General features: G+C 54.2%; 7 protein-coding genes. 3 read left to right on the forward strand and 4 right to left on the reverse strand.

What is annotated here, in order from left to right; genetic code table 11:
* Nucleotides 1-52 precede the first annotated feature (52 nt).
* The 4 genes from P9L94_17300 to P9L94_17315 form a co-directional block, all read right to left on the reverse strand.
* A complete protein-coding gene (locus P9L94_17300) occupies nucleotides 53-6,658 on the reverse strand; it encodes a hypothetical protein (protein ID MDP8245843.1) in 6,606 nt (2,201 codons plus the stop codon).
* 111 nt (nucleotides 6,659-6,769) lie between these two features.
* Nucleotides 6,770-8,029, reverse strand: coding sequence for a prepilin-type N-terminal cleavage/methylation domain-containing protein (locus P9L94_17305; GenBank protein ID MDP8245844.1), 1,260 nt, complete (start codon nucleotides 8,027-8,029; stop codon nucleotides 6,770-6,772).
* Nucleotides 8,030-8,055: 26 nt separating this feature from the next.
* Complete coding sequence (locus P9L94_17310) at nucleotides 8,056-9,594, reverse strand: hypothetical protein (GenBank protein ID MDP8245845.1); 1,539 nt, start codon at nucleotides 9,592-9,594, stop codon at nucleotides 8,056-8,058.
* A gap of 14 nt (nucleotides 9,595-9,608) precedes the next feature.
* Entirely contained in the window at nucleotides 9,609-10,418 is an 810-nt protein-coding gene (locus P9L94_17315) for a hypothetical protein (protein MDP8245846.1), read from the reverse strand.
* Nucleotides 10,419-11,000: 582 nt separating this feature from the next.
* Here P9L94_17315 and P9L94_17320 point away from each other — a divergent pair.
* The 3 genes from P9L94_17320 to P9L94_17330 are packed head-to-tail and all read left to right on the forward strand — an operon-like array spanning nucleotide 11,001 to nucleotide 13,601.
* Nucleotides 11,001-11,744 carry an SGNH/GDSL hydrolase family protein gene (locus P9L94_17320; GenBank protein ID MDP8245847.1) on the forward strand — a complete coding sequence of 248 codons (744 nt, stop codon included), beginning with the start codon at nucleotides 11,001-11,003 and terminating at the stop codon, nucleotides 11,742-11,744.
* 1 nt (nucleotide 11,745) lies between these two features.
* Entirely contained in the window at nucleotides 11,746-13,203 is a 1,458-nt protein-coding gene (locus tag P9L94_17325) for a sulfatase (GenBank protein ID MDP8245848.1), read from the forward strand.
* A 35-nt stretch (nucleotides 13,204-13,238) separates the two neighbouring features.
* The gene (locus tag P9L94_17330; protein MDP8245849.1) at nucleotides 13,239-13,601 is read left to right on the forward strand and encodes a hypothetical protein; all 363 of its coding nucleotides are present in this window, start codon (nucleotides 13,239-13,241) and stop codon (nucleotides 13,599-13,601) included.
* Nucleotides 13,602-13,796 lie beyond the last annotated feature (195 nt).

The raw sequence follows: 13,796 nt of genomic DNA on the forward strand, positions 1-13,796 counted from the left end.
ATTTCGTCAATTTTCGATTTACAAACTTCTTGTTGAGACTGGCTCCGTCTTCTTATTCTGAAACGTAGACGGTCTCCAGTTTCCGTTGCGCGATGATATTGCCGTCGCTGTCAAATATGCGGCCTTGGGCAAGAATGCCGAATGCGCGTGATTTGACGGTGATTAAATTTGAGATTCGGTTCATCAATGCTTCCATGTCTTCGGTGGTCAGTTCGCGTCCCAGTTCTGCATTGAGCCGATCACGCAGATCGCCGGGCAAGTCGGGCTTACCGTCAAGCGTCCGGTCGACCGGGCGGCGCAACGCAGCGGAAAAGCGCTCGCGGCGACGCAGGTGCGTCAACTGCGACATCAATGTTCCGATGTCGGCGTAGGGGCCGTCGTCGGGGGCGACCACGGGTGTGCTCAAATATACGTTATCGAAATCAAGTTGCGTATCCAAAATGTCCAACGGCTTTAAGTTCAATTTGTTAAAGCGGCGTTGCACAATGTCATCGAAGTTTTTGAAAAAGCGGAACTCGCGGCCCACGCCCATAAACTTAAACTCTGACATGGTGTCAACATTTTGGTACGCCGTACGAAGCCGATTGGCGTCGTTGCTGAGCATGTCGTCGTTCAAACCTTGTACGCCGAAACTCATGTCGCGGCCTGTGGGTTGGCGGCCTTCGATAATGAAGTCGGCGACCAAGTTGTTGAACAGTGAGCGTTCGATCAGCGGTTCAATCTGGCCGGGAGCGATTGGCGGCGTGCTGGGCAGGGCCGACAGCACTTCGCGCGACGCGGTGTTGACATTGATCTTGCCGGGCAGAATGCCGTTCAGTCCAGTGGTCACCATGTTATACAACTGAGTATATTGGTTTTCCCATTGGTCGAGGCGTTCGCGTTGCGCCAATTGCAAGCGGCGCGGTTCGTCGTTGGTTGACCGTTGCGCCAATTGCGGGTTGGGCATGATCTGACCGCGCTCCATGGCGGCGTCTTCGAGCCGTTGGGGAATAATCGGCGTGTTGATGGTTTCAAATTTATTGCCGGTATGCAAGCGCGAAATCTCGCCGATGGTCGCCAGCGGGCCGTTTTTCACATACGCGGTATTGTCGATGATATCGAGCGGATCGCGCGAGCTGCCGCGCAGGTCGAGACGGCGACGCGGATAGGCGGGGACGTAACCGCTGTTGTCCCAACCGGGCGTTCCGGCGATCAGACGTTGGAACGCGTCGGGATCATTCTTGCGGCGTTGGCCTTCGCCTTTGACGCGGCCAAATAACTCGATGCCCTTGAAGAAGTAATTATCGTCCGCCACCGAACCTAAATCGGTTCGGGTGGTTCCAGCGGCTTCATAAAACCCGTCGCCGTCTTCATCGGTGATGGGGAACGGAACGCGGTTGTCTAAATCGGGCCGATTGGCGACATTTAATACGCGGTTCAGCGGCATTTTTAAGTCTGGCGTACTTTTGCGCATGACCACGGTGATTTCGACCATCGGTTCTGAGTCGGTGTCATTGCGAAGATCCTGCCACAATTCGCGGTCTTCTTTGCGCAGGTCGACCGTAAACGCGGTGTCGCCGTTGCGTAATTTCGCAAAGATGGGAACCTTGCTGCGCCGTTGTCCGGCGGGCTGATAAATATTGTCGGGGTTGGCTTCGATGTCTGCATCGTCATTGAGCGGGTTGCTGCCCGGGTCGATGATGCGAAACGCTGGTTCGATTAACACTTCGCCGACAGGCATATCAAACGGAATGCGGTCGCCGGGGTTCGCCGCGATACGGATGTTGCCGCCATCGTTTACCAAAATTCTCTCACGTGCGACGTATTGGCGTCCTAAGACACGCACGGTGAATTGGTCGTCGATGTTGGGGTCGTATCCCGCGCGTGTCAATTCACGCAAGCCCATACGCCAGACGAACGCTGTATAGCGAACGTCAGAGATGCGGTTCGGGCGTACATTCAGCAGGTTCTCAAAGCCGCCCAGCGTATCATAGAAAATGACTTTCTCGGCGCCGTCTTGAATGGCGGCTTCTTTCATCATGGAGGCGGAGCGTTCGAGGTTGCGGACCAGGTTGCGGTCGCCGCGCGCCATCTCTCTTGGGTAATCGAAGTAGTCGCCGATGAAGTCCCAGCCGTTCCACCAGGAATCTTTAAAGGAGGCGGCTAGGCCCGCCATGTCGCGGTCGACGAAGCGTTCGAGATCATCGCGAACAAAGTCGGTTTCAAGGCCGCGCGTACGGTCAGCGTAACCGCCGATGGTATTGCGCCGGAGCTGGCCGGTGCGGCGGTTGGGCTGCATGTCGATGACGATGGCGTCTTTCGCGTCTAACTTGATGCTTGACGGAACCGAGCGGACGCCGCGTACTTTCCAGTCGGCGGGGCTGACGTCGAAATTGGTTTCAAAGTAGGTGGGGTCGGTGCGCTCGAATGATTCCATGCCCTTGTAGCCGGGCAGCGCAACGACGTCGATTCCCGCGCCGTTTTCTTGAATGTCAACAATGGCGTTGTTAAACGTGGTGCGGTACGTAAACGAGTCAACGTAATTGCCCGCCGGATCATAAAGGCTGATCTTCTTTTCGCGCGGATTATGCGTGAGTACGTCTTCTTGATAATCAAACAAACGGAAGCCGAGATCGCCCAATTGCGCGTTAGGGAACAAGCGGTCGGGGTCTAAGAAATCGTCGATGCTGTCTCCGATGGCTTGTTCTTCGATTTCCACCAGTAGAGGAACCAGGATGCGGTCTTCGGCTTCAGTTTCGAGTTTGGCGTAATTGTCAGTCAAGAAACTACGGAACCCTGCCAGATTGTTGACCAGCAGCATCTTGTTGTCTTCGAGGCGCAGTTCTTCGTTGCTGAGCGGGTTGCCCAAGCGGTCTTCCGCTAACAACGGCTCGGAGGGGACGCCCGCGCCGGGCAGCCCTTCGCCTTGCTTTAATTCAAGGCCGGTGTCATCGGCCCATGCGGGTTTCATGCGGGCGATGATGGAATTTTCGTCATCATCAGGAATCATATAATGTCCATAGGGCGTGGTGATCGTCCAGCCGGACATGTTTATATCTTCGAGGCCCAGATTGACCAACTCGACGTATTGCGCATAAGGATTGATGAGTTCGATGCGGTCGATGGACGTTACATAATGGTTGTCTGGTCTCGGATCGGCTTCGTCAATCGGCGCCGCTTCGATGCGCAGGCTTAATTTTCCATTAGAACGCACCTGGACGCGGCCTACGCGGGGGTCTGAAAAGCGTTCGCTGAAATCAGGCGCGTTTCCCGGCCACCAACTCAGGCGGTAGGGAAGTATTAATTCAGAGGGTTGGTCGATGCCGTTGTTCCATTGCGCTGTATCGCGGCGAATGACTTCTTTGGTGAATGGGTCGGCAATCAAACTGATCTCTTGCAGCGTACCGTCGCTTGCGATGACATGTTTGTCGCTTTTAACGGGGAACGGCGCTCTCGAACCATTGAAGTAATAAGAGACTAATGGGTTGAGTTCATGTTTTGGGTGTAGATAGATGACAACGTCATAGTAGCCTTCTGGAATGTTTTCGAAATTCCAGGTGGCGATTTCAGGTTGAATGCCGATGGTGGTATCTATTAACAGTTGCGGTCTGACGTTGGTGACCATGAAGATGGTCGCTGGCGCCATCGCGTCTAAATTCGCCAGAGAGAATACTGGGTTGAAGGTGTTAACAAAGCCATTGGGCAAGAACATGTGAGGGAAGGTCTCGCCCGTGATCGGGCTGGGCGCCAGGCCCCAGTTGGTGTCTACCGGATAGTTCGGTAATGGAATTTGACCATCGTCTTGAAACCCGCCGCCTCGGCGGCCCGGCTCGAAACGGTTGCGCTTCATGGTTGCGACGGGACGTATGCTTGGATTGGTTGGATCATATTCGATTGACTCGAAGACGTCTTCCATTTCCAGGCGGATAACCGGCTTGGCCATGACTTCGTTGATGCGAATCGATTCAACGCCTTCAAACGTGATTTCCATACCGGTTTGAGGCGGGTTCGGCAGCAACAACCGCATTTGCTCCTCGAACAATTCGAGTTCGCGGCTGCCCCGGTTGGGGCCGGCCAGGAGGCGCGAGTGCATACGGAACGCGCGCTGGCGGCTTGAGAACAGATTAAAGGTTTGGCGCGTGACCGGGTCAGACAAGACAATGTCGTCTTCGCTTTTGCCTAACAGTTGGCGGACATCGCGTTCTTCGGTCGGGGTGTAGGGCGCCCAGGTGTCGATGGAGTCAAACAGATTGAGCGCGATTTGAAATTCGGGCGGATCTTCGTCCATGCGCCCGTCTTCGTCGTCGTCGTACGCGGCGATGTAGCGTTCGCCGACTTCATCGACTTCGCCGTCGCTATCATTGTCAACGCCGTCCATTTCGGGCGCGTACATCGCGGCCAAAACCTGCGGGTCATAAAAATCAGCATAGCCATCGTAATCATCGTCGGCGAAATTGGTGACGACCATATCGTCGCGGCGTTGCGGTTCTGCAATGATATCGCCTTCGGGGGTATCTTCGTCCGCATCAATATCAGCGCCCAAACCGGGGAAACCGTCGCCGGAGAGGTCGCCCCAGGCGTCTTCGCTGACGTGCCATTCGGGGTCGAACGCCAAAAGGCCGTCGCCGTTAAAGTCGCCCAAATCGTCGACCAGTCCGTCTTTGTCGTCGTCTTGACCGTTGCCTTCGATGTTCATGCCCGAGCGAAATTCGCGGTCGTTTTCGTTGCGGTAGCGTCCGTCAAAGCTATCTTCATTTTGATCAAGGGGTAGACGGCGTAAGCGCCCATCGTTGTCGTCGCCGCCGCGGGCTTCATCTTCAAGGCTGCCGTCCTGGTCGTCGTCAATGCCGTTTTCTAATGTGAGGGGCGAACCCACGTCCGGTTCCGCAAATCCGTCGAAGTCGCCGCTGGGGTAGAAGTTGCCGTCCCAGTCGTCGGAGGGTTCATCAACCAGGCCGTCGCCGTCGTCGTCGATGCCATTGGGTTTTCCGTTCAGCACGTCCGATTCGGCTTCGGGCTGCCAATCGTTATCCTGGTCAACTTGCAGGGCGAACAGGTCTTCGATGCGCAGCGGCGGGCTGTATTGAAAATCAGCGATGATGTCTATACCGCTGCTGCTGCCGCCTTGCGTCCAGGTGTCTTGTGCGCGCCAGTTGTAACCGGCGTTGGGGTTGATTTTTCCTACTTCATTGAATCCACTGGAAAGCGGGCCGGAAATTTCATCGGACTGGCTCCAGATGGTGGTAGAGTCGCGCAGGATTTTAAATAAACTCGGCGGCGGCGATTGAATGCGCGGCGGAACTCCGCCAGTGTCGCCGTTGATGAAGGTCAACAGGTTGAGGTCTTCATGGGTCGAGAAGGGGCGGTCGTCGCCCTTCGGCCTGTATACATTAAATTCGCTGGGGTCGTCGATGCCTTCATCTTCTTCGTCGATAAAGCCGTCGCCGTCGTCGTCGATTTTGTTGCCGGGGCGAAACTGGTCTAAGTTGCCTTGTTTTTGGTCGATGGCCTGTGAAATCGGCGAACCGCTAGTGCTGATGGTGGTTGCGCCGATGTACGTTTCGTCTTCTTCATTGGTAAGCCCATCATCGTCGTCGTCGAGGTTATTGCCGACAATGGCGAAGGGCTCGCCGTTAAAGGTTTGGGTGTCAAATACATTGCTCATTTTTTGAATATCAAGAATCGTGGGCGAGTTGTTGTTATTGTCGTCGAAGCTTTCACGGCCGGGTTTGCTGTTGGTTTGACCGCCGTCGCTGGCGCTGCCGTTACGGAAATTGACGATATAGCGCGCCAGTTGCTGCGCCTCGGAGGAACTAAAAGTTCTCACGCTGTTATTGCGCGTATAAGAGACGACCCGGTTGTAGAGAAAGACCGGCAAGTCGAGTTCGTTGGGGTGAACGCCCTGGTTATAGACGTAACTGCCGTCGAGGCCTGAGTTGTTGCCTGCATAGTTGAGGTTGATTTTGCTGGATTCATCAAACACGCCGACCAGGTCGCCGTCGTTGTCGTACCCGGTACCGTTGGGGAAGAACAACCCATCGCGGCGGCGGTCGGGTTGGTCTTCATCAACGCGGAAATCTTCGTCGTCATCTGAGGATGACAGCAAATCATCGCCGCCGTCGTCAACAATGCCGTCTTGGTTGTCGTCGATGCCGCCGAGTCCGGGTTTGCCGTCGCCGCGGCCCGATTGGCCGAGTGCGCGCGAGCCAGTGACGTCGCCGCGCGGGTCTTCATCAATGCCGCGCGGGATGGGCGTCGGCACAAACTTAATGCCCGTACGGTTGACGACGGTCGAGGGGCGCGAGTCTAACATGAAGGCGCTGGCGTCGTAGGAAATATTATTGTTTGCCTTGCCTTGATAGCCGATGTACCACGGGTCGAGTTGAGAAACATAGCGGGGTTGCAGGCGGCCCATGACGTCGTGTTGTTTGGTCGGGTCGAGGTCGTCCGCGAGCTGGGCCAATACCCCTTGCACCGCTGATTCGGCAGCTTCTTCGACGTTGACGCTGGCGGCGTAGTTCTGCACGGTGAATTCTTCCATGCGGATGGTATAGACGAAGCCCGCCATGATCGCTGCAAAAATCGTCAGCAGCGCGGTGACTGTCAGCAGGGCGACGCCCCGTTCGGAATCCCGCCTGCGGGGTTGAATGGATTGGGCTGTGTTTCGGTCGCTCATCATTCTGCGTTCCTTTACTCACACCTGTACTTAGAGTCTTGCTTAGGTTTCATCAAAGGTCGGCGGGCGAAGCCCGCTTGTTCGCCGCGTTGGCTTCAGCGCCCGGCTCGGCGTTTAGAGGCCAATGCTGCGGTAGTTGTTCGGTATAAACACGCGGGTGGTGTATGGTTGGGGCGGATCGGTTCGCTTGCGGTCTTGTACGAATAACGTAATTTCGACCATATTGGGCAAACCGTCCGTCCGTTTCAATACCCGGTCGCGTACTTCGCGATACTCCAAGTTATTCAATAGTAATTGTGGGTTTGTGACCAAAAATCCATTGCCAGCCCCTTGGCGTGGATACATGTCGTCGGGTTCATTGACGATGATGTTTTGGAACCCGCGCCGGTTGCTGCCTTCTATGCTGCTATTGGCGGCGAAATCATTGAATAAGGCCGAATCAGGCAACACCACTGCAGTTTCGCGCGATGAATCCCATTCGGTGGTCCAGCGCCAGCCGCCCCGGTTGTAGTCGTAATACCAGTAACGAAAACGCAGACCGCGAATGTTGTACGCCAGCGCTTCAAAGATTTTTCCCGGTGAATTGTTCGACTGGACGTTTCGCGCGTCCAAACTGCCAAACTTAGCGCCGTGGTCCCAATTTTCGATAGAGGTTTTAACCATGTTGGCGCTGACGTTGACGCCGATGGGAAGAATCGGCGGCAAGAGCCGCTCGCGCGATTGGTTGTCGATGAATTGGCCGAAGTCGCCGATTTCGGTGGCGTCATTGCCTCCGCCGTTGAGCGAAAGGGTTTGTCCGCGGCGAATCAAGCGCGTTCCAGTGGGGTCGAGGCCGTACGAGATTTCTTGCAGAATAACGTCGCCGGAATTTTCGACCGCGCTGACGAAATGCAAAATGTCGCTGGGGACGGCGCCCAGGTCTTCGTCGACCAGTTCGTCGCCGTCGTTGTCGAGGCCGTCAAGAATTTCTTCGTCTTCATCGCCGTCGCCGTCTTCATCTTTGAAAGCGCCGGGTACGTTGTCGTCGTTGCCATTGTCAACAATCAGATCGCGGTGGATGCCCGCGAAGCGAAAGCGCGGCCCGGTGGGGTTTTGTTGTCCTGGAATCACGGCGATCACGGAGTCAGGCGTTAAGTAAGCCGCGCGGATTTCCGCCGAGATGAACCCCAAGGCGCTGCGCGCGGTTTCGTTCATTTCGAGGCGGTTGACGGCGATGTCGCGGGCGCCCAATACCGAACGGAAGGTTTGCGCCGCCATGCCGGCCAGAATCGAAATGACCGCGACGGAGACTAAGAGTTCCACCAACGTGAAGCCCAATCGTTTGTCGATTGTCTTCGGGCTGCGCGGAATGGGAAACGGGTTTGCGTTCATCATCACGTCCTTCAATCTTCCTGGTTCGCTTATTCGACGCCGACGCTTGAGACCAAGCCGCGCGGTTGCCCGCTGGTCAGCGTAAACGACAACGAGGGGTCGCTCAGGTTGATGAATCCGACAAGGACAAATTCATCGGTGTAAAAATCTTCATCAATGACGCCGTCGAAGTCGTTGTCGATGCCGTCGAGTTTTTCTTCGTCAACGCCCCATTCGATGGAGCCGTATGAAATACGCTGGCGGCGAATTTCGCTGGGATCGGTTGTCCCTAGTGAATAACGGTCGCGTGGGTCGACGCGGGTGATGTCATTCTTGCCGCCTTCCCAGTCTTCGTCGTTGTCTTTGCCGTCGCCGCCCCAGGTGATGACGATTTCAACTCGTCGCCAGCCGGGCAAGGGCGCTGCGATGCAGTCTTCATCCACCAGGCCGTCTTGCGTTGGCGGACGGGTGAAGGCGCGTAAAAAGCCCGTCCCGCTTTGTTGGCGGGTGGGGACTTTAAAGTCCATATCGAGACCATCGGGCAATTCTTCGTCGACGAAGCCGTCGCCGTCGTTGTCGATGCCGTCGCCCAGGTCGGGAATGCCGTCGCCGTTGACGTCAACCAAGCCCCAGCGCCCGTTGTCGGGCACGACGCCGACGCGAATCTGCCAGCCATAACGGTCGTACGGCGGCGGGAACTTCGCAGGCGAGAAGGGGAAACGCGCCAATTGGCAATCTTCGTCGACGAAGCCGTCTCCGTCGTTATCGCGTCCGTCCCAGATTTCTTCGTCGATGCCTTCGTCAATCGCGCCGTCGCCGTTGTTATCAATGCCGTCAGCAACCGCAGGCGTTTTTGAATCATCGTCGTTGTCTTCTCCGTCGCCATCGTTGTCGACGCCGTCGCCCGCCAGGGTGGGCAGAAAGACATTGGTCCGCGGAATTCGAACGGACGGCAAGCGAGTGTCTTCGTCAATTAATCCATCATTATCGTTGTCGATGCCGTCGGCGTATTCTTCATCGGTGCGCGGTTCGGGGTCGTAACTGAGGTTGCCGTCGGGGGCATATTTTGAGAACCAGGGCGGCACGGAGTTCACGTCAATCGACCAGCTGTCGCCGTTGTCGTCGATGACGCCGTCGCCGTCGTCGTCCATGCCGTTGTTGATGACGCCCGACATGCCCAAGCGGTGCGCGAGCGCGTCGAATTCAGGGCCGCCGTCATAATCCATGTCGGGATAGCCGTTGTGGTTCAGGTCGAATTCATTGCGGGTCAAACTCGGGTTATAGACGTCGTTATTATTATCGTCGTCATAGCCATTGCCCGGCAGAGGGACAATCACGCTGTCCGCGCCGGGAATGATGGGAAAGTTGCGGGGGTCGTTTTTAAGCCCTTCAAACATACTTTGCGCAAGCAACGAAGCTTGGGTCACGTCTTGCGCCCGATGGCTGGCTTCGATGCCGTAGGGAAATACGCCTACGATCGACAAAAGCCCCAGCGTGAGCATCACGGCGGCAATCATGACCTCCAACAACGAAAAGCCGTCTTCGTTGCGGGTGCGCTTATGGGTTCGGGCTGAATACTGTCGCGGCATGGGTTCCTCCGAGTTTAACTCTCTTCGTCTAGCAGATCGTTGGGCCAAAACCCGAATACGGCATAATCGTAAACCCGGGTTTTTCCTGTTAACCACAATATCTCAATGGTATTAATTTTGTATCTTTCGTTTGCGTTTTCTTCATCTTTGGCGAACGTGTTCAAGTTTTGGCTGACTAAATCGTCATACGAACGGGTCTCGTCGCCTTTTTTGAAAATTGCGCTGTCTTTGGCCATGTGAAGTATGGCTTGACGGTCTTTGGGACGGGCCGATTGTTCGCCGCCCAGGAAATAAATTTTACTGAGTTGACCGCGTGGATTAAATTGAATATATAAGGGTTGCGATTCGTCGTCGTCATTAAATTCGCTAATTAAGTCTGTGCCGACATCGACCAGCGAGACGCCGTCCGGCATCAGGTCGGGGTCGGTAATAATAAACGTGTTGGGGCCGCCGTCTTTTGAACAATAGGCTTCTTCGTCAAAGTTAAATTCTTCGCAAATTTTGCCTTCGATCCAGATGCGGGCGGGTTTAATGCGCTGGCCGGAGGCGTCCTCAATTTTGCCCGGGTCAATCACCACGCGGCGCGACTGGCGCATGGCGATGGCCATTTGTCGGGCTTGCACTAAATTGGTGTTGATGACGGCCGTCATGGACGAGACGCGGCTGCTGTTGATTTGGCCCATATAGGTGACGGCGCCGATTCCGGTCATCACGCCGATAATGCCGATGACGACGATGATTTCCACCATCGAAAATCCGGCGGTCGAACAGCGGCGCTGGCGCCGCTTCGCTTGTATATCGTCTTTGGGTTGAACGTCTTTCATCAGAATCTCGCCTATTCGTCTTTTCGTATTCGTAAGGTTTTGTATTCAGGCGCTGTTAAATATTTTTGCTGTGCGCTCCGGTTCCCGTTTTAATCCTTGCGCCAACTATATCACAATGATGTGGATTTGTGGGCGGTTTCCGCTCAGCCAATGTTTTCGAGGGATCGAATTTCCGGTTGGACGCAAACACACTGCGCATTATAGACAACAATGTCTATATGCTGCATCCATCAATGAAGAAGACCGATTCCCCGCAGCAACCCATTCGCTTTGCCTGATGATCGACATCGCCGACTTTCAGGCTTTGCGTTCTCGAACGTACCGATAATTCGGCTGCGCGTCCAGCTTCGGCGCGTCAGCGCGTCCCCATACCCAACTGGTGTTCGAGACGGCTACCCATTTTGCAATCCGACAATATCATAGGCCGACACAAACAACCACAAAAAGTTACATGAAATTATTCGACAACATTAAGTATATGGAAAACTTCGCTGGTTTCCAGGCGCAGCCCCTTAGAAAATCGTCCTTTTCTATGGTAAAAACGCAGTCAGTCCAATCGAGAAGCCAAGGGAGAGAAATACCGTGTTTCTACGAACTATTGTCTTAACAATTGTTATTTCAGCCATTTGTCTGCCAATTAGCGCACAGCAGGGGTTTGAACTAAAAGACGGGAATACTTTAGTGTTTCTGGGAGACAGCATTACCCAGGCGGGAACGCAGCCTGAGGGCTATATAACGCTATTCAAGTTATTTTGCGGCGTGAACGGCTATGACGTCAATATTATCAATGCCGGAATCGGCGGTCATAAGTCTAACGATATGCTGGCCCGGCTCGAAAAAGACGTGTTGGCGCATAAACCTGACTGGGTCAGTTTCTCTTGTGGAGTCAACGATGTCTGGCACTCTTTTAACCCAAAATTGAAGGGCGTTCCATTGCCGGATTACAAGAAAAATATGACGGAAATCATTGATAAGATTCAACAAAGCGGCGCGAAGGTGCTGTTGTTGACCGCAACCCCGATCTATGAAAACCTGCAAAGCGACCAAAATAAGAAACTTGCCGATTACAACGAATTTTTGCGGGACTTTGCTAAAGAGAGAGGGCTTATGCTCTGCGATTTGAGTAAGGCGTTTCATGACCGGTTGTCAAAAAAGATGTTTCCAGACAAAAAACTGCTCACCACCGACGGCGTACACATGAACCCGCGCGGCAACCGCTTGATGGCCCGCGGCATCGTGATGAGCCTGGGCGCGACTTACCAGGAAAGACGCCGCGCCGAAAACCGTTGGGAACTGGTAAATAACATGAAAGAGATGGGGGAATAAAATGACTACGTTTATGGATGATAATTCAACGGCTTCGACAGGCCGTCGCCGTTTTCTCAAAACCGCCGCCGCCAGCGTTGCGCTCCCGATGATGAATTTTGCGGCGAACCCCCTGCGCAGCGCCGCCGCCGGCAAACGCAATATAATTTTTGTTTTGATAGACGACATGCGGGCGGATTCAATGAGTTGCATGGGCCACCCGTTTTTACAGACCCCCAACCTCGACCGGCTCGTAGGCGGCGGCGTGTTGTTTAACCACGCTTACGTCACTACTTCGCTGTGTTCGCCCAGCCGCGCCAGCGTACTCAGCGGACAATACGCGCATACGCACGGCGTGATGGACAACAGCACGTTGCTGCCGCAAGGTACGCCGATTTTTCCGGTGGAATTGCAAAAAAACGGCTATGAAACCGCTTTTATCGGCAAGTGGCACATGGGCGGCAGCAGCGACGCGCCGCGTCCCGGCTTTGATCATTGGGTGAGTTTCAAAGGACAGGGCGTTTACAACAACCCCACCTTTAACATCAATGGGAAATCCGTCAAGCGCGAAGGCTATATGACCGATTTTCTGACGGGGTACGCCGAAGACTTCATCAAGCAAGATCACGACAAGCCGTACTTCATGTATCTGTCGCATAAAGCGGTGCACGCCGAGTTTTCCCCTGCGGAGCGTCATAAAGATGCTTACAGCGATGTGAAAATCGAGCACCCCGCTTCGATGGCGAACACCAAAGAAAATTACGAAGGCAAGCCGGAGTGGGTGCGCCGCCAGCGTCATAGCTGGCACGGCGTGGATTACATGTACCACGACAATACCGATTTTGATAACTTCATCCTCGATTACAACCGTACCATGTTGGCGGTCGATGACAGCGTTGGGCAGCTGATGGACGTGTTGGAAGAACGCGGCGAACTCGATAATACACTCATTCTGTTTATGGGCGACAACGGCTTTTTGCACGGAGAACACGGCCTGATCGACAAACGCTGCATGTATGAAGAATCCATCGCGGTGCCTTTGATCGCGCATTGCCCCGAACTCTTCGAAGGCGGGCGCCGCACCGACCGTATCGGTCTCAACATTGATATCTGCCCGACCATTCTCGAAGCGGCGGGCGTCGAGGTTCCCGGCAGCGTCCAGGGCGAATCGTTGCTGCCTGTTTTGCATAGCGACGACGCCAGCTGGCGCGAGGGCATGTTGTATGAATACTTCTGGGAGCGCGCATTTCCGCAGACGCCAACGGTGTTGGGCGTACGCACCGAGCGCTACAAATATATGAACTACCACGGCGTCTTTGATCTCAACGAATTATACGATCTCGAAAACGACCCGAAGGAAATGAACAACCTGATCGACGATCCAAAGCATTTGGACGTACAGCGCGATATGCACAAACGCTTGCTTGCGTTACTCAAAGAAACCGGCGCCAGCATCGTCCCCAGTTTCAAAGCGGGGTGAGGTAATTTACGCTATACTATTGGCGAGGTGAAGCAATGGTACAGCAACTTTTTCAATCCATTCGTTCAGACCCTGATCCAGTAGAAATGTTGGAGGCTGCGGGTTATATATTCGAACGGGACCGGGGCGTTTTGCAATCCTATTTGTTAAATCGCCCCGACCTGGCGGATTTTCTGAAAGCGGCGATTGAGTTGATCTATAGGCGCTTTGATTGCCCCTCGCCTCCGTTTATCGAATATTCGACCGGTTACGAAGAAGATGATGAAGATTATCTTGTCGTCAATATGCCCACCAAAATGTCAGCCAAAGAAGCCGTCGAAGTATTAAAGGAATTCGATGCGGAATGGCAATTCAAGTTCTATGATAAAGTAATGTTTAGAGTGCGTTATTTTGGATGAGTTTGATTGGGAACAATTTATTTTTGGTTCTTCCGGTATTTGGGTACTTTATCACAAATTGAATTGCGTTTTTTGACGCTTTTTCGTGAATTCTTGATCTTTCGCTGTATCAGGCATGGGTACAACTCTGCTTGCTTCAGTGCGGGCTTTCAAGCCCTTATGCACAGGCGCTCCCAGAGTTCCACCCATACCTGA

Origin of the sequence: Candidatus Hinthialibacter antarcticus, from assembly GCA_030765645.1 — a bacterium.
Classification (GTDB): Bacteria; Hinthialibacterota; Hinthialibacteria; order Hinthialibacterales; family Hinthialibacteraceae; genus Hinthialibacter; species Hinthialibacter antarcticus.